Consider the following 23,110-nt stretch of genomic DNA (forward strand, 5'->3'; position numbering starts at 1 on the left):
ACGAAGTAGAAGGAATAAAAAACTATGCTGGTCTCAAAATCAAAGTACGAGGCATTAGTGGCGGAGCATCAAGAGTTGCTCAAACAGCATGCCAAACAGGTGAAAATTAGTGATAGTCTCGCCGCCGAAAATCAAATGTTAAAAGCGAAAGCCGCGGAGCAAAGCCAACAGTTTAGCGCTGATCAGCAGGCATTATTAAAATGTATGCTGGGTTCAATGAAACAAATTGAAGGGATCCGACAAACCGTTTTACAGTCCTACGAACACATTAAAAAAGAAAGCCAGTCGGTCGACAACATTAATGAGTTGTTTGATCATTCCACCTCTGCTCTTGGCAATATTGTCACGAATATGGACAGCCTGAGCTCTCAAATGGGTAGCATGAGCGAAGGAATTTCGGGCCTTTCGGTTACCGCTGACAATATTAATAAATTCGTCACCACGATTACCAGTATTTCCGATCAAACCAACTTGCTCGCATTAAACGCGGCTATTGAGGCGGCTCGTGCAGGTGATGCGGGCCGTGGATTCAGCGTAGTCGCAGACGAAGTTCGCGCATTGGCAAACGAAACCAATAAATCCGCCAGTGAAGTCGCCGAGTTGGTTAATCGTATTATTAAGTCAACGCGCAGCGCCGTAGACTCTGTTCAGGACTTGAAAGGCAATAACGATGAATTGGCGACAGGCGTAGGTCACCTCAATGACAACTATGCTGCCATCATCCAATCTTGTGACAGCATGAAACGCACGATTGGTTCATCGTCACTGCGCTCATTCATTCAGACCGTCAAACTCGACCATCTCGTTTGGAAGAGTCAGGTGTATGCCGTGGTGTGCGGCCAGAGCAACAAAGCGGTTGAAGATTTTTCTGATCACCACAGCAGCCGACTGGGTCAATGGTATCAAAGTGAAGGCCGCGCTAAATTTGGTGCCAACCCCGCGTTTAAAGCACTTGAAAAACCTCATATGGAGATGCACAAGTTTGGCGTTGAAGCCCTAAAGCAGGCTCAGCAGAAAAATGCTAAACAATGCAACGCCATGCTAGTGGCCATGGAAACCGCCAGCGAAACCGTGATGCGAGAACTGGATAAGCTGGTTTAAGACCAGTCAGGACATCTAAAGTACCAAACGTGTGGTCAGATGATTTACTTTTCTACTGGCCACACGATCGTAAAAGAAGCCCCTTGACCTGGCGATGACGTCAGCGAAATTGAACCGCCGTAATGCTCTACCATTTTCTGCACCATTGATAGCCCTAATCCGGTGCCTTCCACTTTATCTCTGGGTTGCAACGTTTGAAAACGTTGGAAGACTTTTTCGTGATAAGCCGGATCGATTCCTGGTCCGTCATCGCTCACTGTGATCTCGTAACCGAATTGCTGATGAGAACACTGCACACGGATATTGCCGTCACTACGATCATGGTGCTTTATGGCATTCGATATCAGATTGGTCAGGACCAGTTGCAGTGGTAATTTAGGAAGTTGAAGCTGACTATCCTCCGCTGTGAGGCTAAAGCTCGCTGGCATATCCAGCAGCGCCACGCAATCCATGGTAACTTTACGAAAATTAAGTGGTTCTGCTTGGTGCTCTTCCTTACCGACACGAGCATAGTCGAGTAAATCCGTTAATAATCGGTCCATACGGTTTGCACGTACGTTTATCATCGCAATGTGAGAAGCACTTTCTTCACTTAACTGAGATTCTTCATCTTCCTCAACCCAGCCAATTAAGCGCCGGATAGCGGTGAGCGGCGAGCGCAAATCATGGGAAGCAACATAAGCGAATTCATCCAGCTCCTTATTCGACCGTGTCAACGATGCAATCAACTCTTCCCGCTCAGTAACATCGCGGCCCACCCCTAAAATGAAAGGTTCACCACGGTGATCTTCAAAACGAATTTTGAGGGTGTGAATGGTATGCAGTTTGCCATCCGGGCACACCAGTGTTTCCACAGTTTCATTTCGACCCGTTTCGAAGGCTCGTCGGTCATCTTCTAGGAATTCATTTGCCGCCTGTGCGTCAAACTCTTCAATCGTGGTAAAGCCGATCACGCTATCTCGCGCGTGTTCAGGATATAGCGACATAAACGCAGGGTTTGCTTGAACAATACGGAAATCTTTGTCTTTTACAAAAATGTAATCTTGATTGGTTTGAGTAATTAGCTCTTGCAATGCTTTTGCTTCTTCCAGTTCACGATTCTTGCGTATCAGGTTAAGGCGCGCTGTAACCTCTCTGGCAAGCACTGCAAGATAGCGGCGTTGGCGAACTGAAAGCTGCTTAGGTTGAGTATCGATAACACACAGTGTACCTAACGCGAAACCTTGCTCGTCGACGAGCGGCATACCCGCATAAAATCGAATATTGGGCTCGTCAGTAACCAATGGATTATCGTGAAAACGTTCATCTTTGAGTGTGTCTGTCACTTCAAAAATGTCATTTTGATGGATCGCGTGGGCACAAAAAGCAATATCTTTACTTGTTTCGGTGGCGCTTAATCCGAACGCTGATTTAAACCATTGACGACAATCATCAATCAGACTCACCAGTGCAATAGATGTTTCGCACAGCTCAGCAATCATAGCCGTAATGTCGTCAAATACCGGATCGGGATCAGTATCCATGATTTGATAACTGACCAAGGCTTTTAAACGTTGGCTTTCATTGTCGGGCAGTGTCGGTTTGTGCATGGTTTCCTATTTATGGTCAGTAACTATTACGAGGGGACTCGAAAGTGGCCCACAAGATTCTCAAGTTGCTCAGGTGTTGCACCTTTCGGCAGAAAACCCTTTACCCAAGGATAAGCCGCTGCTTGTTGCTTCTCCAGCTCACTCTCGCTACCCGAGTAAATCATTACGGTAGTATCTTTGAGCACTTCTTCAAACAGGGGAACTGTGTTTGCCAGTAGTTCAAATCCGCCCATTCGTGGCATATTCACATCCAAAATTATCAGTAAAGGAACCTGTTTGCCAGCAGGCGTGGCGGCTAAATGCTTTAAATAATCGAGCGCTTCTATGCCATCGAGCTTTTCTATTACATCGGTAAAACCGATAGTCTTTAGTTGACGCTTCAATATGTAACGATCTATCTCACTGTCATCAACTAGTAAAATTGGTGATTTCATCATTGGGCTAAAGGCTGTATTCGCTCATAATAACTAGGATACATTGCTACACGGGAAATCACACCCTCACATGTCAAATAACCTGTTGGGAAACTTACGCGATGAGGCGCGAGCCTGTCGCCATTGCGCTGCGCTAATACCTCACGAACCAAATCCTGTTTTTATGCTGGCGCAGGAAACCAAGCTTTGCTTGATCAGTCAGGCGCCGGGAAAACTGGCGCATGACTCTGGGATAGCGTGGAATGACCCGTCGGGTGATCGCCTACGACACTGGTTAGGCCTGAGTCGAGCACAGTTTTTCGACTCGAATGCGGTGTCTGTTGTGCCAATGAGTTTCTGTTTTCCCGGTTACAAAAACAATGCAGATGCTCCCCCTTTAAAACCGTGTGCACCAATGTGGCACCCAAGGTTTCTGGCGGCGATGAAGCCCGCGCTAATCCTGGTGATTGGTCGCTACGCACAGCAGCATTACTTGCCGCAATATCAAACACTCACCCGAGCTATTCAGGCGACGAGAACCCCCGCTTCAATCAATGCACCTAATCTGGTTGGTAACGTGTGCGCACTACCCCATCCGTCGGGGCGGAATAATCGCTGGCTAGCCCGTCACACATGGTTTGAAAGCGAGCACGTGCCTGTACTCCAAGCAAAGGTACGTTCGCTATTTTGAAGACTCATGCAATGTAGACAACCAGCGTGTGATAGTTGATTTTGCTTCTTCCAGTTCTTCGATCCGCGCGTTGATACGTGACAATTGCTCCGTCAACGCATTGTTCAACAACGGGCAATCTGGCTGCGGATTGGTCAGCAGCGCGACTTCAGCAGCGTTCATTGCACTCAGCTCCACCTTAAAAGCACTTGACTGTGGAGTATACTCCATCGTTTAGGATACCAGTATCACGTGATTGAAGAGCAGAATATGTCTGAACCTAACAATAACCCGCAGCGCATCTCATTAACCACCAGCGACGGCCAGGCCCTTGTCGGCCTGCATTACCAAGCGTCCCAGCCGGTTGGGGTGATCATCGTCGCCAGTGCGACTGGCGTTCCACAAGGGTTTTATCGAAAATTTGCGCTTGAAGCAGTAGCACGACACTATGATGTCGTCACGTTTGATTATCGCGGCATCGGTGAAAGCGCACCTCAGTCGCTGCGCGGGTACGACATGAATTATCGGGATTGGGGGCGCTACGACCTGTCAGCAGCCATTGAATACGCCGTTCAAACCAATCTGCCTCGTTTTTTGGTCGGTCATTCGTACGGTGGGCACGCACTGGGATTAGCACAAAACCATGGCGAACTGAGCGCAGCGTACACATTTGGCACTGGGGCGGGATGGCATGGCTGGATGCCTAAATCAGAGCAAGTTCGCGTTCTTCTACTCTGGCATATCATCGCTCCCATTATTGTTGGACTGAAAGGCTATTTGGGCTGGAGCATATTGGGTATGGGTGAAGACCTGCCCAAAGGCGTGTATACCCAGTGGAAACGGTGGTGTGGGTTTCCACATTATTTTTTCGATGACCCAGATACGCCCGAAATGAAAGCGCAGTTCTCACAGGTACGAGTTCCCATCACAGCCGCCAATGCCATGGACGATAAATGGGCCATGCCGGCATCGCGCGATGCGTTTATGCCGTTTTATAGCGCCGCAGCACTACGCAGTGTGGATATAGCCCCTGCTAATGCAGGGCTCGATTCAATTGGGCACATGGGTTACTTTCGCAGTGCTGCTAGCTCGCTGTGGCAGGATACGTTTGAGTTTTTTGAACGGCATACGCCCACGCAATAGTCTAGGGCTGCATAGACTCTGCGTGCGCGGCGAGCCGGTCGATCAACTCACTAAACTGATGCCGTTCCTGCGAAGACAAACAACTTAACAACTTTTCTTCATACGCATAAGAAAGCGGTACGATTTCCTGATAAACCGTCTGCCCGGTATCAGACAACCGGATCTCTGAGCGACGCCTGTCATCCTCTGCTATCGTACGAACTATCAGGTGTCGATTTAACAATTTACTGATTGCCCGGCTAAGTATCGACTTTTCAATTTGCGTTTTCACTGAGATCTCATCTGCCGAGATACCACTATGCTCTCCCAGAACCGCCATGATGCGCCACTCAGTAATCGACAGCGCAAATTTGTCTTTGTAGGTCTGCGCAATGATGCCGCTGACCTTGTTGGACAGGATTGATAGTCGATACGGCAGGAACCGTGCGAGATTTAACTGATTAGGCATACTGCGATGTGATGATGGTGCTGTCATGGAGTCACTGCCTTTAAGGTAACGCTGAATGATTAAATAACCGCTTAGCTTGACAATAGTTGTATTAGCAACTAATTTAGTTGTCATAGCAACTATTAACGTACAAATGCGCGTGATAGTCAAATTTCACATGATTGAGGTACCACGATGACTGATTTATTTGAAAACCCTATGGGATTAGACGGTTTCGAGTTTGTTGAGTTCACAGCACCCAAAAAAGGTGTCCTTGAGCCTATTTTTGAAACCATGGGTTTCACAAAAGTGGCAAACCACAAGTCAAAAGATGTGGCATTGTGGCGTCAGGGCGATATTAATTTCATCACAAACTATGAGCCTAAAAGCCCTGCAGCATATTACGCTGAAGAGCATGGCCCTTCAGCCTGTGGCATGGCGTTTCGTGTTAAAGATGCACAGTTTGCCTACAACGAAGCGTTGCGCAAAGGCGCACAGCCGGTCGAGATGTACACCGGCCCAATGGAGCTTCGTTTGCCGGCAATCAAAGGTATTGGCGGTGCTGCCTTATACTTGATTGATCGCTATAAAGAAGGCGAAACCATTTATGACATCGACTTTGAATGGATTGAGGGCGTTGACCGTCATCCAGAAGGCTGCGGTTTCCATACACTCGATCACCTTACTCACAATGTATACCGTGGTCGCATGGGCTACTGGGCTGATTTTTACACTAACCTGTTTAACTTCCGCGAAATTCGCTACTTTGATATCAAAGGCGAGTACACCGGTTTGCTGTCTAAAGCGATGACTGCTCCAGACGGTAAAATTCGCATTCCGCTCAATGAAGAAGCCGGCGGTGGCGGCGGTGGCCAGATTGAAGAATTCTTGATGGCGTATAATGGCGAAGGGATCCAGCACATCGCATTTGCGTGTGATGACCTGCTAGCATGTTGGGATCGCCTCAAGGCGCAGGGCACCAAATTTATGACCGCCCCTCCGGCAACGTATTATGAAATGCTGGAAGAACGTCTACCTAATCATGGTGAGCCCGTCGACGAATTGCAGAGCCGTGGCATCTTACTGGATGGCACCACCGAAGGCGGCCAGCCACGTTTACTGCTGCAAATTTTTTCTGAAACATTGCTGGGCCCAGTATTCTTTGAATTTATTCAACGCAAGCAAGATGATGGATTCGGTGAAGGAAATTTTAAGGCGTTATTTGAATCTATCGAGCGAGACCAAGTCGCACGTGGTGTTATCAAATCAAAAGAGGACGCGTAATTATGGCAGACTCACCTTTGTCACTTTCTCGTATCCATCATGTAGCATACCGCTGCAAGGATGCCAAGGAGACGGTCGAATTCTATCAGACCATGCTCGATATGGATTTTCAATTGGCAATCGCAGAGGATAAAGTGCCTTCAACGCAAGCGCCAGATCCCTACATGCACGTGTTTCTAGACGCGGGTAACGGCAACGTTCTGGCTTTCTTTGAACTGCCAAACTCGCCAGAAATGGGTCGCGATGGAAATACGCCAGAATGGGTTCAGCACATTGCTTTTGAAGTAGAATCTATGGACACACTGTTAGCTGCCAAAGCACGATTGGAAGCCAACGATATCAAGGTGCTTGGCCCGACCGATCACGGTATTTTTAAATCCATTTATTTCTTCGATCCCAATGGTCATCGGATTGAATTAGCCGCAAACACCCACACACCTGAAATGATGGCAGAGTTAAAACGCGTTGCTCCTGCCATGCTGGCAGAGTGGTCAGAAACGAAAAAAGCGCCGAAACATGCTGATTGGCTGCACAATGGCCAAGGCTTTCCAGGAGGAAATCAATGAAACTAGCGAGCTTGAAACACGGTAGAGATGGCAAATTAGTTGTCGTCAATGCGGCATTAACCCGCATGCTTGATGCAACTGACGTAGCACCGACTTTGCAAAATGCCCTGGATAACTGGGACGACGTACAACCTAAGCTACAAGCCTTGGCTGACCAACTTGAATCAAGCGATTCAGAGGGGGAGGCATTCGATCAAACGCAATGTGCTTCTCCATTGCCTCGCGCCTATCAATGGGCCGACGGAAGCGCCTATGTCAATCATGTAGAATTAGTCAGAAAAGCCAGAAATGCTGAAATGCCGGAGAGCTTCTGGACTGATCCACTGATGTATCAAGGCGGTTCAGACAGTTTTATTGGTCCAAGAGACAATATTGTTATGCCACAGGACGAAGGCTTCGGTATCGATTTTGAAGCTGAGGTTGCCGTGGTCACGGGCGATGTTCCTATGGGCGTATCTGCTGAGGATGCCTTGGATTATGTGCGCTTGATTATGATTGTAAACGACGTGTCTTTACGAGGCTTGATCCCGGGCGAACTTGCCAAAGGCTTTGGTTTCTTTCAATCTAAGCCTTCCAGTGCGTTCAGCCCGGTTTGCGTAACGCCTGATACACTCGGTGATCGCTGGCAGGGCGGCAAACTCTCGCTGCCGCTGGTGTCTCACCTTAACGGCGAAATTTTCGGTAAACCTGAAGCTGGCGTCGATATGACATTCGATTTTGGCCAATTGATCGCTCATGCAGCACGGACTCGACCGTTGGCAGCCGGAACGATTATCGGTTCTGGTACGGTATCAAACAAATTGGATGGTGGCCCCGGCAAACATGTTGCGAATGGTGGTGTAGGTTATAGCTGTATCGCCGAGGTACGTATGATCGAAACTATTCAAGACGGTAAACCAACAACCCCATTTATGAAGTTCGGGGATTCGGTGAGTATTGAGATGTTCGACCAAGAGGGTCAATCCCTGTTTGGCCAGATCGCGCAAACCGTCGAACAGGCCAAATAACGCCGCTTCCTGCCACGAAGCGATTGTTTGCAATGTTAACGAGCGCAGTTTGGGATTCGCCAAGCTGCGCTCGTTTAGTCTATACTTCGGCAAGTTGCCCACTTATCGTGCTTACTGCTTTTGACCTACACGCGCCTGTTTTTAAGTTGTCTTGCTGCTGCTGTGCTCACCGCGTCAGCCTCGTCGAGGTGTGTGGCAGAATCGTTAACGATTTGGTCAGCCTCAGAACAACTAGAAGATGTTCTCACTGAACTTGCCGCAACATTTTCCACACAGAACCCTCACCAGCACGTCACTATTGTGACACTGCCTAACGAGGAATTAAAAACATCGATAGTGAAAACAGTGATGGCCGGTAATGCGCCTGACATCGCTATTTTTTCATCCGACAATCTGGTTTATGCCAATGTGATGAAGCTTAGTGCGATTGATCCCGAGACAGCGTCGCTGCGCATTGCGCCCTTTCTCACTGAGCAGGAAATGGCTGCACTTCAAGTAGACTCCATTTTTTACGGTATTCCTCTCCAGCGCTATAGTCGATTATTGATGTTGTATAACAAACGGTTGGTACAAACCCCAGCTTGCTCGTGGGAGGCTCTCATCGCCCAAGCCGCACATTTTCGAGAAAATCGCCTGTTGCCTGTGGGCGTGCTGTATGCCGAGCCCTATTGGTTTGCTCACTTTGTCAGTGTATTCGACGGAAAATTCGTTCAAAATGGCAAGCCTGCTCTGGATTCACCGGCGGTGGCGCAGGCGTTGGATTTCTTTCGTTCATTGGCTACTAAAGGCGTGATTGACGATCAATGTGGCTACGACTGTGTTTCAGTCGACTTCTTTAATGGCAAAGTTGCCTACGCACTCAACGGTGTCTGGTCGCTGCGAAAAGCTCACAAAGCGCTGGGTGATGATCTGGGTATTGCGCCGTTGCCGTCCTATCGAGGTAATCAGATGACAGCGCTTTCTTCACTGGTGGCGTTGTCGTTTCCGAACAACAGTTTGACAGGTGAGAACGGGCCGGCGATCCATCAATTCGTTGAGTTCCTGCAAACTGAAGAAGCCCAGCGCGCGTTGTTGCGTGAAACCCATAGTTGGCCACTTGACGACAAAATAATTGAAAGTCCTTCTATGGTGCCTCTCGTGCATGCACAGCGCCAACTCAGTAGTGAAATTGTACTGATGCCGGCGAGTAGAGCATTTGTGTCTATCTGGAGCGGAATGCGACGCGGCCTAAAGCTGCATCAACGACAGCGTTTATCGGCTCAGGCTAGTGCCGATTTTATGCAGAAACAGGCATTGATTGACTTTCACAAGATGTCACAAAGTGAGCGCTCGAACTGATGCGAAGGCCTCGTTTCAGTCTTAAAGTGATTTTGATAACACAATACGTGTTATGTGCGCTATTGCCACTTGTTGTGATCAGTGCGGTGCTGATATCAAGTTTTCGAAATATCCAGATTGATGAGCAGATAGAGAAACAACAGGCGATTGCTGACTCTGTGATGCAAGGCGCGAGGTTTGCGTTGGAGCGAGCTGAATTGTCGTTAGTGCAAACCAGTCGCGACACCAATGTGGCGCTAGCCGGTCAATCTGCGCTATTTGGCTACAGTGCTGCTAACGCATTGAACGAGCATGTGAATAGTCACCATTTTGTGGCTGCTGCGGTATTGATCGATAATCAGGGCAATATCGTCGAAGCCTATCCAGAAGATGCCTTGTTGTTGGATGTTTATCCGTTGAAGCAGCGTGAACTACTCGATCCACACTCTGCGGCACATGGCGCAAATATTGATGTCATCAGTCATCCTCAATTTGCCATGCAGCTAAGACGTTTTACACGCCCACACAGCGTTAATACAGAAGATGAAACGGGGATTTTGGTGATTTCAGCGCCGCTTTATGTCAGTGAGACGGAGGTGCTTGACTCCCGAAGTAGTCATACGGGTACGCTAGTATCACTGGTACTTTTTAGCGACCTCGCCAAGCTGATTTATCAACGAAGTGGCAATCTGCTACTCGACAGTATTTCGATAGGTAGCAGTGCGATAGATGTTTATCAAGATATCATGCCGCAAGACAGTATTCGCACAACGGCTTCAATGCTCGTTCCGCTCAGCGATATCGCCGTTGAAGCACGGTTTTATCGCACCGAAGACGATGCGCTTTCTGCGGTTGATGGCTTAACGTTGGAGTATACCGTTTACACGTCTGCCGCAATGCTAGTGTTCATTCTTCTCGGCTGGTTGTTTGTCAGGTTGGAGCTAAAACCTATTGAACAATTGAATGCCATCGTTGCGCAATTTGGCAGTGGCGATTTCTCTGCGCACAACAAGCGCTTTCGGTTTGTGGAGATTGACCGAGTTGCTGTTTTGCTGGAGCACATGGCGAGTAACATAAAAGAGTTTCAGCAAAACCTTGAACGCAAAGTGCAGTTGCGTACTGAAGAACTGGAAAATGCAGTGATTGATGTGAAGAAAGTTAACCGCGAGTTAATTAGAACCCAAAATCAATTGGTCGAGTCAGAAAAGATGTCGCAAATAGGCGTTTTGGTTGCGGGCGTTGCGCATGAAGTGAATACGCCCATTGGCGTTTGTGTCACGGCAACCAGTATTTTAGAGGAGCGATTAGCGGCGCTCAAAAAAGCGTATGCGAACAATAATATCTCACGAAAGGATCTCGATGATTTCATCGAAAACGCCAGCAATTGCGTGGACATCCTAACCAAAAATACTGAGCGGGCGGCCGAGCTGATCCAAAGTTTTAAGGCGGTTTCGGTTGATCAATCCAGCGACAGAAAACGTGAAATACAGCTACACGACTATTTAGAATTGATCGTGCGTAGTCTTCAAAAAGACATTGAACGCCATCAGATAAGCGTGAATTTTTCAGGAAACACTCATCAACGAATAGAGACCTATCCCGGCGCGCTGAGTCAGATCATCAGCAACCTGATACTCAACTCAATAAAGCATGGCTTTTCAGGCACCGATATCAAGCACAGAGCCATATCCATTGACGTTACGCTCTCACAGAGCGAGGAGCTTAGCATCGTATTCAGCGACAACGGCAAGGGCGTAAAACCTGAGAACTTGCCTAAACTCTTCGAGCCCTTTTACACAACCAGCCGCCAATCTGGCGGCAGCGGACTAGGTCTCAGTATCGTGTATAACTTAGCGACACAACGGTTAGGCGGAAAAATCCGCTGTTTCAATCCGCAGGATTCGGGGCTTTCTATCGCCATTACCTTTCCAGTAAGGCACTTAGAGCAACTCGCTTCCTAACACGTTCGTCATCGGTGCCCGCGAGATTGGCTTCGTTACTTAGACGCTTTGATCTTAACCACTTCGGCACTTTCGGCGCTCAAAAGCTTATCCGCCTCAGTCCCTTTCAAAATCTTACCGATACTGTCTTTGTTTTGTGCAAGGGTTAATACCAACGATTCAAGGTCAGCTTCAGACAACTCTGCGCCTTTGCTGACTAAGTAGTGCTGAAGGTTGTCGGCAACATCAAGCATCTTATCGTACTGATCAGCAGCTTTTTTATCTGCAGTAACCAACTTTTCGACTCCTTTATGAGTAACAACATACTGTACAGTGATAGCCATGGAATGCTCCTGTGCTTGGGTCGGTCATAATGTGTGTACAAGATTACGCCATTAAACTGTATAAATAAACAGTTAATTTTGGAGCGTGTTAAAATGCTGCCACTTGAAAACATTGATGCGGTCATTTTCGATATGGACGGCACTCTGCTTGAATCGAATTTGGACTTCAGCCAGATCCGGCGAGAGCTACAGTGTCCGGTTGATGAAGATGTACTGACGTTTATCGATAAACAACCTGAACACTTGCGCCATGCGGCTTCTGAGATTGTGCTGCGACACGAGTTAGCCGATGCCTCTAACGCGCGTTGGCTAACTGGGGCATGTGAGTACATCAACGCACTGGTCGCGCAAAAAATGCCGTTGGCCATCGTGACTCGAAATAGTGTGGAAGCCACTCAAATTAAGCTCCGCAATAACAAGGTGCCGATCGATATCATCGTCACCCGCGAAGATGCGCCGCCAAAGCCGGACCCCACGGCGCTATTGCATATTGCCAGCCTGTGGCAAATCGAACCTCATCGTATTCTGTATGTGGGCGATTATGTGTACGATGAGCACGCTGCAAAAAATGCCGGAATGCAGTACATACACACTCCTTTTGGCTGATGTAGTCGTTGTTCTTTGTTGGACGATGCAATGCGCCTTAAGGTTGCTCGTGTGCACAAGTTAAGCGTAAAAAACGCGGCAAAGTTGACGGTTGAATTTCGTTGGCATTTCTCGACGGCGGCAGCGGCCATCAGCACCACCGATATTGAGTTAATAAGATATTGAACCTAATCGATAACATTTAACGATGTGATGTTGCTCAAATGCTTGCCGTCCAAATGCTCTGGCAAGTTCTACCGCGATCCATAGCACCTGTGACTACACTTTTGATTAAATAATACAGACACTGCCCATTCAGTAATGTTGGCAACTTTAGGTTTTCGAACGCGCGTGCTGGTCTGTAGTTAGGGTATTTGCCGTTCTTACCTAATCGTGGGCTTGTCATATATATCGCCCCGGCCGCTTACTCTAGTCGCTCAACAACGTTCATGTTCTAATTTGTGCAACCTGAGAGTATTGGTAGTTAGGTCGTAAACGGATGTAATGCGAAGTTAAAGGCACTTCATCTTACCCAATCAGTTGGTGAGCTCTCTCTAAATAATGATTTTACAGGCCAACCACGAAGGTGCGATACGGCTCATCGAGTGAAAGCGCTAATTTCGATCGAATTGAGCCGAGATAGTTCATCGACTTTAACAGGATCATGCAGATTAAATTCGCAGATGTCAGTTGTCGGCTATGATAGGAGGCATTTCATGCAACTAAATCTCGTTATTGCGTTGGGTCGCGCTCAGGGTCGAGGTGATAGTCGTAACGCATTTGGAAAGGAATTAAAATACGCGACATATCATCAGGGCGCGGCATCTGACCAGACCATTCGAAATATTGATTTTTCATTTGCTCTGCGATGTCCGGGAAGGCCTCAATCATATTATTCGCTTCGGGATCGTTTGCATACATGTCAAAAAGATAGTCATTCCACCCGGCTTCTAGGTACTTCCAACGACCTTGCCTTATAGCTCTTTGATTTTGGAAGCGAAAGAACATGGGGCGTTCATTGAGATATTCTCTATCGCCGCTAATTGCCGGTCGCAAGTCGATGCCGTCTAGGTCATCTATTTCACCACCGACTAGTTTCAGCGCTGTCGCAACGGCATCTAAACTCAGTACAGGTTCATCGATAACAATACCACTAGCATTAAAACGCGGATAATGGATGATGTATGGCACTTTTATTCCGCCTTCCATCAGCATGCCTTTCTCGCCGCGTAGGGGATCATTTCTCGATCCATTCCAACTGCTTCGACTATCTAAAGGCACATCAGCCCTGTCTGTATCTAAGGGTGCACCGTTATCACTCATAAACACTATCAGTGTATTCTCAAAAATATCGTGCTCTTTTAGAGCTTGGATAACTTTGCCTACACCATTGTCAATGCCCAGCATGGTAGCGAGGGCATATTTTCGTCGTATAGGCATATCGTCGGGAAACTGATCTAGCAATTCTTGGGTCGCTTCAATGGGAACGTGCGGACCGTAATGCGCCACGTGCAAGAAGAAGGGTTTTTCATGATGGCTATTGATAAAGCCCACCGCAGCATCCGATATAACGTCAATACGATAGTTGTCTATTTCAACCCATCCAGATGCTTTCTCAGTGCCGTTTCGCTGCATGTTAGTCCAATAATACTTGTAATAACCGTCAAATACATAGTCAAACCCCCGTGACTCAGGCATAAACGGCATTTTGAGCTCAAGTGGCACTTGATTGATGTCTATTCTGTCGCCAGGAAAGTAGCTTTCAAGATTTTGTGATAACCATTCAGTCATGTTTCCCTGCAACTCAAGATGCCACTTACCCATCATACCGGTAGTGTAGCCAAGGCTTTTGAATCGATCGGCAAGAGTATCGGTATCAACGGATAATGGACCAAACTTATTCTCACCGTAACCTATACGCTGCTGATAGCGTCCGGTAATTAATGCGGCTCGGGATGGGCTGCACTGAGGAGAGGTAACATAACCATTGGTAAACAAGACACCATCATTCGCTAGGCTGTCGATATTTGGAGTGCGAATATCGTTTCGTTGATTATGAATGCCGATATCAGCATAACCCTGATCGTCGGTAAAAAACACGATAACATTCGTAGGTTTTGCCGGCTCAGGTGGGGGCGCTGGCGCAACCGGCTTGGGTTGGGATGGCACATTAACTTCCTGTACATCGTCCGAACAAGCAGCAAGTATACTTACCGTAAAAACCAAAATTAATCCTTTAATCACAGCACCTATCACAATTTAATCCAAGATATATTTTTGATGTTGGAGTGTATGCTAGTGCTCTCGTGCTTGCAATATGTCCCTATGTTTATCCAATTTTGTTAGCTATCAACCTTACAGTAGAGAACCAAGCAGAACTGACTACTGCAAACAATGTAAGCTGATTGTGAGTTTGGCTTAGGCGCTGGCTTTTGTTCATTTTGAGATGAACGATTAAGCGTTCCAATTTATCTTCATAACGCAGACTGACCGTTGATAATTAAATCTTGGTGATGAGATGACCTAAGCCCTAATAGAATGCCTTTCATTGATGGATTGGATATCCCTTAAAACCATCATCGACCAGTAATTTAGTACAAGTCTTGCCTTATCCGCACAACCGTAGATGATTTCGGTTTTTGTGCTATGATCAGCGCTCAAGTCTTAACCGTTTTCGCGCTGTGGGTAATTTCGAGAAAATCTGGCGAGTTGTCACGTTAGTTCCTTCAGGTTGCGTTGCTTCTTATGGGCAGATTGCAGACTTAGCAGGCTTGCCAGGGCGCGCCCGGTTAACCTCCAAGGCGCTGGGTAAAGCTCCGGAAAGCTTGGGACTGCCGTGGTATCGCATTGTCAGAAGTACCGGTCAAATTGCGTTTCCAGCGGGGAGTGAGCTCGCACAAACGCAGCGAGTCCGATTGATCGCTGAGGGCGTTCACGTCAATGGCAGGCAGATTTGCATGCAACGTTTTGGATGGAAACCTGAAATATCAACGCTACTCTATGAACTTGAGTTTTAATCTGTCTCCAAATGCAGCCGTTTAATCCTTGTGTCGAGTCGCGTTTTACTTTAATTTTGCTCAATGCAGTGAAGAATTATTTTAAATGGCTTCTGATACCTTAGTTAAAATTAGCATCAACGACCTCAAGCCCGGTATGTATGTCGAAAAAATCGCCGAGCAAAAGGGTAATTTACAGGTTGCTAGCCGTGGCAAAGTCACAAAACGCGCTATCGTTGCTTCATTAAAAAAACGTGGTGTGACTGCAGTCATAGTCGATACATCAAAACAATTCATTCCAGAAGATGCGCCGCCTCCCGAACCTATCGAGCAAGCCGTACACGACATCGAAATTCCGACGCCAGAATCCAAGCCAGAGCCGGTACGCAAAAAAGTGACCTTTGACGACGAGGTGGCGATAGCCAATAAGCTGCATAAAAAAGGTAAATCGATACAGAAGCGCATGCTCAGCAATGTAGCGAAAGGTTTACCAACAGATATTGCGGTACCAGAAGAATTCTCGAAGAATTTGGTCGGCTCCATCGACAGAAACCCAAATGCTCTCCTTTGTTTGACTAAAATACGTGAGAAAGACGATTATTTGCTAGAGCATTCACTGAATGTCGCGATTCTTCTCGCCAACTTCGCGCAGTATATTGGGTTGAAAGAGGAAATCGTGCAAGAGCTTGCATTGTCAGGTTTTCTGCATGACATTGGCAAGATCAAAATCCCCGATAAGATTTTGCATAAACCTGGCCGCCTAACCGATCAGGAAATGAATGTGATGCGCGATCATGTGGTCTTTGGCATTGAAGCATTGCGAGAAATGGATATACCGGAACGTATGATCCGTACTGTTGGCGAGCACCATGAGCGCCTCGATGGCTTTGGCTATCCGGAAGGTAAACGCGATGACGAAATCAGCTTTTACGGTCGCATGATATCCATTGTTGATGTTTACGATGCGTTAACCGCCGATCGTGTTTACAAGGCAGGAATGCCGAGTCAAAAAGCGCTCCAGATTCTACTTAAAGATACACCCGATAAATACGACAGGGAATTGGTGCAAAAATTTATTAAGTGCATTGGCATCTATCCAGTCGGCAGTTTGGTCAAACTCAATGACGAGACGATAGCGATGGTGGTTAAGCATAATGAGGACTCCCCGCTAAAGCCTGTAGTGAAGGTATTTTACTCACTGAAAGGAAATCATTATGTCGCACCACAAGACATCAATCTAGCCGCCAAGACAGCGAAAGTCAGTGTTGAGAAGGCAGTGCTTGCGAGCGATTACAAAATCGACTTCAACGCTTTCTTTGAAGAAAAAATCGCTATTTAAGCTGCCCTGCGAGTAGCTTCTCCACGTGAGAATCCGAGCACGGAACCAAACCGAGCTTGAGTCCGAAGATTTCGAATGCCTTGTTGACCGTCTCTTCATTGAGACCGCCGTAATCGTTCTCCAAATCAGTAAGTGAGCGCCTACTAATCCTACTCAGTTTACAAAAATCCTGTTGATTCATTTTCAAAACGTTCTTTCGCAGGTCACGTAATATTTCTCCCCTCGTTCGACTCCCACGGAGTAAATCGGCGATGGCCTCAAACAAGATCTGCTCTTTATTGTCAGTGGATTTTTGTCGCTGGATTGACTGAGTTCGGCGCGGTCTCATAGCAATAAACCCTGCCGAGCGAGGCGATGTGAAACTTTATGTAAGCCCATCCGTTGGATGATTGTCTCGGCGTCGCTGCCCAAACGCGCAAGCAGGCCGCCTGGTAGTGCGCTGAGGCAGTCGGCAACCTCACTGAGCGTGTAAAGCAGTTCATGTGGATCGAGCAACATGGACAATTCGTTGGCGAGATGTGCATAGTCGAGAACAAAACATTTTTCAAAGTCATTGTAATCCCGAGTTTTCAGAGAGCCCACCAATGGCGGTATAAGACTGAAACCCTGTTCGCTTCGATTCAGCAAGACGCACTCACTGGAGAAGGGTACCTCCAATACATTGCAAATCAGGCGGTGTGTCAACAATTGCGTTAGAAACGTACTCACTGGAAAGTGACCAGATTTCATCAGTTTGTTAGTACTCACAAATTCAATAATATCCGATGCAAGAACGGAATCATTTCGATAGTGAAAACCCAACGATGCCAGTGAATCGACAGCAACAAGCGTGCTTTTTTCGCCATCGTTTACGTCGGGGCGCGCTAAAACAAGTTCAGCGGGCAGGTGCGACGGCAGATCATACGCGCTTCGGTTGGCGAAAACGTCTGAAATAAATCGGTTCAGTGCAACTAACCCCAATTGAAGTTTTCGGGTTTCATGTCGTGATGCGCTGCGTGGCTGCAACCCCAGCTGGGGGATCATTATTGGTGTTAATTGAGTCTGTTCAACAAAAGCCGCTGATGTTGGAAAGAGTTCATACCCGTCGGTTGCGCCCAATAGCCAATCGATTGACGTGTTGCGGTGCGCGTACCGAGCGAGCGACGAGTTCGGTGAAGGGTTATGCAATGCATCCCATACGTCGTCAAGAGTCATGCCAATCGGATTTTGCATCTCTTCATCAGCGACACTATCCATTTGATGACGCCAGCGCTGATTGCCCAATTGGTTGTCGCAGCCGGGAAGGCTATCTTCCACATTGCCCATGTCGTTCAACCATCCAGTCAAGCTGGCACCTTCATACCGTTCCATCAAATGAACCGGAAGCGTTGAGTGGACCGCTGCCGCTAACCGTTGCGCAGATGAGGTGAACCTCTGGTGGCTTTCGATAACATAATTTTGGTCATACTCGAAAGCCAGTGAACCTGCCTTTTCAACGAGGTGCCCAGCCGTGTGCCAGTCACCGTTTAATTGAATATCAATCGCGAACATAGTTTTAAACCGCGCGTTTTTACGCTCATTATAAAACCATAACATATGTAATGAGCAATAAAACGCGCAAATTTAACCGAGAAAATACGGTATCGTTTTGAATTGGGCGCCCGGAGTAAGAACGTTTACGTGCGAAATGTCATCCAGCAATAGTCGATACTCACGTGTCGGCGTTTTGAAAATGACGGTTTCTTTTCGATCAATTGGTTTCATATCCACGGCTATTCCAAACAGCATGCCATGCGTATTGTGCGTTACCTCAAGCTGATATTTGAGCACAATGGCCGCTTCAAAATAGTCGGTAATTTGGCAGCGAAAAGGATCCACTGACATCAGAGTAATTCCGTACGAACGGTTAGGGCGTAGGCCAAACTACTGGGTAAGATCACCATCTTGCTGGCTAACAGATTGTGAAAAACCGGCATGGATCGCTTCTATATCCATCGCATCAAACTGGTATTGCGCATGACAATACTGGCAATCCATCGAAATGCAGCCCTCTTCCGCGACGATGTCGAGTAATTCCTGTTTATCGATATTTTGCAGTGCTTGCGCGCTTCGTTCTTTCGAGCAACTGCAACTGAACACCACGTCATGCGGTGCGTAAAGTGTGACATCGTACTCGTGGTACAGACGATGCAGTAATGTCTTTGCATCCAGACTAAATAACTCATCGGCGGTCATTGTGTCAGTTAATATCGCTAAATCATTGAAGGCGTGATTTTGGGTAGCGTCAGAAGCGGCGCTCGACTCAGGAAGGATCTGCAACAATAAGCCACCTGCCCTTTTAGTCGCGTCCTCGGTAGAGGTTAGCAGCTGTACGCGAGTCGCCAATTGTTCAGACTGCGTAAAATAGTCTTCCAAACATGCCGCCAGCGTTGACTCAGTTAATCCGACCAGCCCTTGATATCGCTCGCCTTTTGCGGGGGTAATGGTAATTGCCATGACACCTTTAATAAATAAGTCACTGAATGGAATGGCGTCGTGTTGAGTGTCGTCTGTCAGCGAGTCATCATAGCGAGCCACGCCACGTACCTTTTGGTCATGGGTAGCATCTACCACCGCATATTTAATCGCTCCTTCGCTTTGAATTTGCAGGCTTACTTCGCCTTTAAATTTCAACGTAGCAGTGAGCAGCGTTGCTGCTGCCAGCATTTCACCTAACAAACGCTGCACCGGTTGAGGATAGTCTTGTGTGGCAAGTATTTGAGTGAAACTGTCATCAAGTTGCACAAGTTCACCACGAACGTGGTGGTCCGCAAATAAATAGCGTTGTAATTGGTCTGTCATAACGTTGGATCTCGTTGATTAATCGTCATTGTGTCGCGGCTGCTTCATTCGAATTAATTGACGCCGCTGCTTTTTGTCAGGTCGGTGGTCCGGATGAGGGTTGTGAAATGCATTCGCTTTGCGCGCCTCAGCATTTTGCTGGCGCTTAAGCATACTCGCTGGCGTTTCCCGATACATTTGTTGGGCCAGCGGCGCAGCTCTGCGTTTATCAAACAGTTCAATCACTTCTATGTCGCGCACATCATAACCACTGGGCACGCACACTCGTGCTCCCAACTCGACGGTCTTCCCCGGCTTGCTTCGCTGACCATTGTACTGAACTTTACCCGCCTGCACAGCTTCTCTGGCCAGCGCGCGTGTTTTAAAAAAGCGCGCAGCCCATAGCCATTTGTCTAACCGAATTGCTTGTTTTACTTCGTCCATAGGAAATTAATGTAGTACCGTAGGTGTCATATTTCTATCATGGTCATGCTTTACTGTTGTGACCCTCCTGCCGACTAGGCTATTATGGGGCGTGATAGTGGTTTCTCAACAATAAGAATAAATCTGCGTTAACACGACGCTCAGCAGTGGTAATCAATACTCTTAATGTCAAATTTGCAGTCAGTGACACAGTTTATCAGCCAACGACAGGCACTCATCAATACGGTCATCGTGGTTTTGCTGGCCATCTATTTGATTGCCTACACCGCAGAGCTTACGTGGCGGATTGTTCCTGCGCCCGAAAACAGCGGCGCGGCACAGACAAGCAGCGTGAACGTAAACTCGACACAGACGTCAGCGCGCGTGAATATCGCCCGTATCAAGCAACTCAATTTGTTTGGGCAGTTTACCCCTCCTTCACAAGCGGAAACGCAAGAAACCGTTACCGATGCCCCGGAAACAAATTTGAATCTGACCCTCACTGGCGTGGTTGCCAGTAGTATCGAGAATGAGGGGGCGGCCGTCATCGAGAACCGCGGAGATCAATTAACTTACGGTATTGGCGATAAAATCGAAGGGACCAACGCAAGTCTCCGCGAAGTATTTCGCGATCGTGTTATTATTCGAAATGGGCCTCAAAACGAAACATTAATGTTGGATGGTATCGATTTTGATGAAGCCAACAAACGCAGACAGCGCCAACAAACGACCCGCCAGCCCGAGCAAAGAAACCCGCGAGAAGCTTCTCGGTTGAGCCCAGATGCCGTTGAAGCCACTCACCAGCTTCGTGACCAACCTGCGAGCTTTACCGACTTTATCTCGGTGTCGCCAGCGCAGGCAGATGGTCAGTTGCTTGGTTATCGTTTGCAACCCGGCAAAAATCCTGCCTTATTTCAAGCTGCGGGGCTAGTGGCAGGCGATATCATCACCGAAATTAACGGCTTGAATGTGACCGATCCTCAACAGGCAACTGAGGCTCTAGGCGAACTCCGCTCGGCGGAAACACTTCAGTTAACTGTGTTGCGCGACAACGAATATCTTACCCTGTATCTGGATTTACCAGAGCCAGGCATTGACGAATAGGAAGATGTGTATGGGCTTTTTGCGCCAACTAAAATGTAGAATCTGGGTGGTTGCGGCTGCCTCACTTGTGCTGACGTCATCCATTGGGATATCGGCCGCGGAGTATTCCCCAAATTTCAAAGATACGGAAATCAGTGAGTTCATCAATATCGTGGGTAAAAACTTACAAAAAACCATCATCGTTGATCCCAACGTACGCGGTAAAATTTCGGTACGTAGTTACGATTTACTCACCGAAGAACAGTACTATCAATTCTTTTTAAATGTATTACAGGTCTACGATTTTGCTGTCGTGGAAATGCCCAGTGGTATTTTAAAGGTGGTACGGTCGAAAGATGCGAAGGCGTCAAACATTCCTGTCGTTGAAGGCGCATTGATGAATGGTGATGAGTTCATCACGCGTGTTGTGCCTGTTTACAACGTGCCGGTGCGAGAGCTGGCGCCTATCCTGCGCCAACTGAATGATCAGGCCGGTGGTGGTAATGTGGTGAGCCACGATCCGTCGAACGTAATGATGTTAACGGGTCGCGCAGCCGTGGTGAATCGGCTGGTGGAAATTATAGAACGCGTTGACCGTGCCGGTGATGAAGAGGTTGAAATTGTTAAATTAAAATATGCTTCTGCCTCTGAAATGGTACGCATCATCGACAGTATTAACAAATCGCAAGGCAAGCAAGCAGGCACGGGCGCCAAGTCTGATCCGCGTGTTGTTGCCGATGATAGAACCAACAGTGTCATCGTCAGCGGTGATGTAAAAGCACGTCAGCGGTTGATCAACTTGATCACCCGGATGGATCAGGAGCTTGAGAGCAATGGTAATACACGCGTACTGTTTTTAAACTACGCAAAAGCTGAAGATCTGGTGAAAGTGCTGCAGGGCGTGAGCGCAAGTATTCAGGCTGAGGAACAAGGAAGCGGTAATACCAGCCGTAGGGGCGGGGCAGATCGCGAAGTGAGTATTGACTCACATGAAGACTCAAATGCGTTAGTGATTACCGCTGAACCAGACATGATGCGCTCACTCGAAGAAGTGATCCGTCGCCTTGATGTGCGCCGCGCGCAAGTTCAGGTTGAAGCGATTATTGTAGAAGTGTTTGAAGGTGACGGCACAACGTTAGGCGTTCAACTCGTTTCCGAACAGGGCGGTGGTACGCAGTTTACTAATGGTGTCACCCCGGTGGGCGCTCTGGGTGTCGCGCTCTATCAGGCAGAAGATCGCGAAGTGACTCGCACAACCACCACTGCCAATGGCCAGGTTGTCGAGTCAACAGATACGATTGAAGGAAATTTAACGCCTTTGGCAAATTTATTAGGCGGCGCAAACGGGCTCATTGCCGGCATCATTGATAATGGCTGGGGCGCGGTGGTCCAGGCAGTGAGTACCGACACGAACTCTAATATTCTCGCCACTCCCCACTTAACCACAATGGATAACGAAGAAGCTTTCTTTATCGTGGGTCAGGAAGTACCCATCATTACCGGCACCACCACGGGTAACAATAACTCCAACCCTTTTCAAACGGTCGATCGTCAGGAAGTGGGTATCAAGTTGAAAGTGACGCCGCAAATTAATGAAGGTGACGCCGTGCAGCTTCTGATTGAACAGGAAGTGTCTAGTGTGAGTGGCGCAACTTCTGTGGATATCTCCATCAATAAACGGGAAATCAAAACCACAGTGATTGTCGATGACGGCGGCACTATCGTGTTGGGTGGATTGATTGACGAAGATGTTCAGGAAAGTGTTTCCAAAGTGCCACTGTTGGGTGACATTCCCATTTTAGGACATTTATTTAAAACGACTTCGACCAGTAAACGTAAACGCAATTTGATGGTATTTTTGCGCCCGACTATAGTGCGTGACGGCGCCACTATGACCAATATTAGCCACGGCAAGTATAACTATATCCGTGCTCAGCAATTAAAACGCCAATCCGAGGGTGTGCCGTTGATGCCGAATACGAAAGGTCCCATCATACCGGAATGGAACGACAAATTGGCATTACCACCAACCTATGACCAGTATCTGATGGAAAAGGAAAAAGCGGAAAAAGAGCAGGATTGAT

The 23,110-nt window shown here is 47.6% G+C and carries 24 protein-coding genes; 13 read left to right on the plus strand and 11 right to left on the minus strand.

Annotated elements, in window-relative coordinates:
* Positions 1–24: 24 nt before the first annotated feature.
* Positions 25–1,101 (plus strand): methyl-accepting chemotaxis protein, encoded by a 1,077-nt coding sequence (locus KIU71_RS15545; RefSeq protein WP_214132216.1) that lies wholly within the window; start codon positions 25–27, stop codon positions 1,099–1,101.
* 44 nt (positions 1,102–1,145) lie between these two features.
* Here the strand turns inward: KIU71_RS15545 and KIU71_RS15550 are convergent, their stop codons facing one another.
* Positions 1,146–2,690 carry a sensor histidine kinase gene (locus KIU71_RS15550; protein ID WP_214132217.1) on the minus strand — a complete coding sequence of 515 codons (1,545 nt, stop codon included), beginning with the start codon at positions 2,688–2,690 and terminating at the stop codon, positions 1,146–1,148.
* 26 nt (positions 2,691–2,716) lie between these two features.
* Complete coding sequence (locus KIU71_RS15555; protein WP_214132218.1) at positions 2,717–3,127, minus strand: response regulator; 411 nt, start codon at positions 3,125–3,127, stop codon at positions 2,717–2,719.
* Between the two features lie 67 nt (positions 3,128–3,194).
* Between KIU71_RS15555 and KIU71_RS15560 the strand changes: the two genes are divergently transcribed.
* The gene (locus tag KIU71_RS15560) at positions 3,195–3,794 is read left to right on the plus strand and encodes a uracil-DNA glycosylase family protein (RefSeq protein WP_214132219.1); all 600 of its coding nucleotides are present in this window, start codon (positions 3,195–3,197) and stop codon (positions 3,792–3,794) included.
* Here KIU71_RS15560 and KIU71_RS15565 read toward each other — a convergent pair.
* On the minus strand, positions 3,786–3,956 hold the full coding sequence (locus KIU71_RS15565) for a hypothetical protein (RefSeq protein WP_214132220.1): 171 nt from the start codon (positions 3,954–3,956) through the stop codon (positions 3,786–3,788). The genes KIU71_RS15560 and KIU71_RS15565 overlap by 9 nt on opposite strands.
* A gap of 87 nt (positions 3,957–4,043) precedes the next feature.
* On the opposite strand from KIU71_RS15565, the gene KIU71_RS15570 reads away from it, so the two are divergent.
* The gene (locus KIU71_RS15570) at positions 4,044–4,916 is read left to right on the plus strand and encodes an alpha/beta hydrolase family protein (protein WP_214132221.1); all 873 of its coding nucleotides are present in this window, start codon (positions 4,044–4,046) and stop codon (positions 4,914–4,916) included.
* Position 4,917: 1 nt separating this feature from the next.
* On the opposite strand, the gene KIU71_RS15575 is transcribed toward KIU71_RS15570, so the two are convergent.
* Complete coding sequence (locus tag KIU71_RS15575) at positions 4,918–5,478, minus strand: MarR family winged helix-turn-helix transcriptional regulator (RefSeq protein ID WP_250207567.1); 561 nt, start codon at positions 5,476–5,478, stop codon at positions 4,918–4,920.
* A 60-nt stretch (positions 5,479–5,538) separates the two neighbouring features.
* Between KIU71_RS15575 and hppD the strand changes: the two genes are divergently transcribed.
* From hppD to KIU71_RS15600, 5 genes are all read left to right on the plus strand, one after another.
* Positions 5,539–6,627 (plus strand): 4-hydroxyphenylpyruvate dioxygenase, encoded by a 1,089-nt coding sequence (gene hppD, locus KIU71_RS15580; RefSeq protein WP_214132222.1) that lies wholly within the window; start codon positions 5,539–5,541, stop codon positions 6,625–6,627.
* Between the two features lie 2 nt (positions 6,628–6,629).
* Positions 6,630–7,193 (plus strand): VOC family protein, encoded by a 564-nt coding sequence (locus KIU71_RS15585; RefSeq protein ID WP_214132223.1) that lies wholly within the window; start codon positions 6,630–6,632, stop codon positions 7,191–7,193.
* Positions 7,190–8,200, plus strand: a complete 1,011-nt coding sequence (locus KIU71_RS15590; protein ID WP_214132224.1) for a fumarylacetoacetate hydrolase family protein — start codon at positions 7,190–7,192, stop codon at positions 8,198–8,200. The genes KIU71_RS15585 and KIU71_RS15590 overlap by 4 nt, the downstream gene beginning before the upstream one ends.
* Before the next feature lie 192 nt (positions 8,201–8,392).
* On the plus strand, positions 8,393–9,538 hold the full coding sequence (locus KIU71_RS15595; protein ID WP_214132225.1) for a sugar ABC transporter substrate-binding protein: 1,146 nt from the start codon (positions 8,393–8,395) through the stop codon (positions 9,536–9,538).
* Entirely contained in the window at positions 9,538–11,478 is a 1,941-nt protein-coding gene (locus KIU71_RS15600; protein ID WP_214132226.1) for a sensor histidine kinase, read from the plus strand. The genes KIU71_RS15595 and KIU71_RS15600 overlap by 1 nt, the downstream gene beginning before the upstream one ends.
* Positions 11,479–11,513: 35 nt before the next feature.
* Here KIU71_RS15600 and KIU71_RS15605 read toward each other — a convergent pair whose 3' ends face one another.
* The gene (locus KIU71_RS15605; protein ID WP_214132227.1) at positions 11,514–11,801 is read right to left on the minus strand and encodes a YebG family protein; all 288 of its coding nucleotides are present in this window, start codon (positions 11,799–11,801) and stop codon (positions 11,514–11,516) included.
* A gap of 93 nt (positions 11,802–11,894) precedes the next feature.
* On the opposite strand from KIU71_RS15605, the gene KIU71_RS15610 reads away from it, so the two are divergent.
* On the plus strand, positions 11,895–12,407 hold the full coding sequence (locus KIU71_RS15610) for an HAD family hydrolase (RefSeq protein WP_214132228.1): 513 nt from the start codon (positions 11,895–11,897) through the stop codon (positions 12,405–12,407).
* 711 nt (positions 12,408–13,118) lie between these two features.
* On the opposite strand, the gene KIU71_RS15615 is transcribed toward KIU71_RS15610, so the two are convergent.
* Positions 13,119–14,555 carry a sulfatase-like hydrolase/transferase gene (locus KIU71_RS15615; RefSeq protein WP_214132229.1) on the minus strand — a complete coding sequence of 479 codons (1,437 nt, stop codon included), beginning with the start codon at positions 14,553–14,555 and terminating at the stop codon, positions 13,119–13,121.
* A gap of 470 nt (positions 14,556–15,025) precedes the next feature.
* Between KIU71_RS15615 and KIU71_RS15620 the strand changes: the two genes are divergently transcribed.
* Both KIU71_RS15620 and KIU71_RS15625 read left to right on the plus strand, forming a co-directional pair.
* Positions 15,026–15,403, plus strand: coding sequence for an MGMT family protein (locus KIU71_RS15620; RefSeq protein ID WP_250207570.1), 378 nt, complete (start codon positions 15,026–15,028; stop codon positions 15,401–15,403).
* Positions 15,404–15,488: 85 nt separating this feature from the next.
* Positions 15,489–16,721, plus strand: a complete 1,233-nt coding sequence (locus KIU71_RS15625) for an HD-GYP domain-containing protein (protein ID WP_214132230.1) — start codon at positions 15,489–15,491, stop codon at positions 16,719–16,721.
* Here KIU71_RS15625 and KIU71_RS18145 read toward each other — a convergent pair.
* The 5 genes from KIU71_RS18145 to hslR all read right to left on the minus strand — a co-directional run bounded on the left by KIU71_RS18145 (position 16,714) and on the right by hslR (position 19,964).
* Positions 16,714–17,049, minus strand: a complete 336-nt coding sequence (locus KIU71_RS18145) for a helix-turn-helix domain-containing protein (protein ID WP_214132231.1) — start codon at positions 17,047–17,049, stop codon at positions 16,714–16,716. The genes KIU71_RS15625 and KIU71_RS18145 overlap by 8 nt on opposite strands.
* On the minus strand, positions 17,046–18,251 hold the full coding sequence (locus KIU71_RS15635; RefSeq protein ID WP_214132232.1) for a hypothetical protein: 1,206 nt from the start codon (positions 18,249–18,251) through the stop codon (positions 17,046–17,048). The genes KIU71_RS18145 and KIU71_RS15635 overlap by 4 nt, the downstream gene beginning before the upstream one ends.
* Positions 18,252–18,323: 72 nt before the next feature.
* Positions 18,324–18,584 carry a Rho-binding antiterminator gene (locus tag KIU71_RS15640; protein WP_214132233.1) on the minus strand — a complete coding sequence of 87 codons (261 nt, stop codon included), beginning with the start codon at positions 18,582–18,584 and terminating at the stop codon, positions 18,324–18,326.
* Positions 18,585–18,623: 39 nt separating this feature from the next.
* On the minus strand, positions 18,624–19,541 hold the full coding sequence (hslO, locus tag KIU71_RS15645; RefSeq protein WP_214132234.1) for an Hsp33 family molecular chaperone HslO: 918 nt from the start codon (positions 19,539–19,541) through the stop codon (positions 18,624–18,626).
* An 18-nt stretch (positions 19,542–19,559) separates the two neighbouring features.
* On the minus strand, positions 19,560–19,964 hold the full coding sequence (gene hslR, locus KIU71_RS15650) for a ribosome-associated heat shock protein Hsp15 (RefSeq protein WP_214132235.1): 405 nt from the start codon (positions 19,962–19,964) through the stop codon (positions 19,560–19,562).
* A 165-nt stretch (positions 19,965–20,129) separates the two neighbouring features.
* Here hslR and gspC point away from each other — a divergent pair, with 165 nt between their 5' ends.
* Both gspC and gspD read left to right on the plus strand, forming a co-directional pair.
* The gene (gspC, locus tag KIU71_RS15655; RefSeq protein ID WP_214132236.1) at positions 20,130–21,047 is read left to right on the plus strand and encodes a type II secretion system protein GspC; all 918 of its coding nucleotides are present in this window, start codon (positions 20,130–20,132) and stop codon (positions 21,045–21,047) included.
* Between the two features lie 10 nt (positions 21,048–21,057).
* Complete coding sequence (gene gspD, locus KIU71_RS15660) at positions 21,058–23,109, plus strand: type II secretion system secretin GspD (protein ID WP_214132237.1); 2,052 nt, start codon at positions 21,058–21,060, stop codon at positions 23,107–23,109.
* Position 23,110 lies beyond the last annotated feature (1 nt).

Origin of the sequence: Alteromonas oceanisediminis (genome assembly GCF_018474025.1) — a bacterium.
Taxonomy (GTDB): Bacteria; Pseudomonadota; Gammaproteobacteria; order Enterobacterales; family Alteromonadaceae; genus Alteromonas_E; species Alteromonas_E oceanisediminis.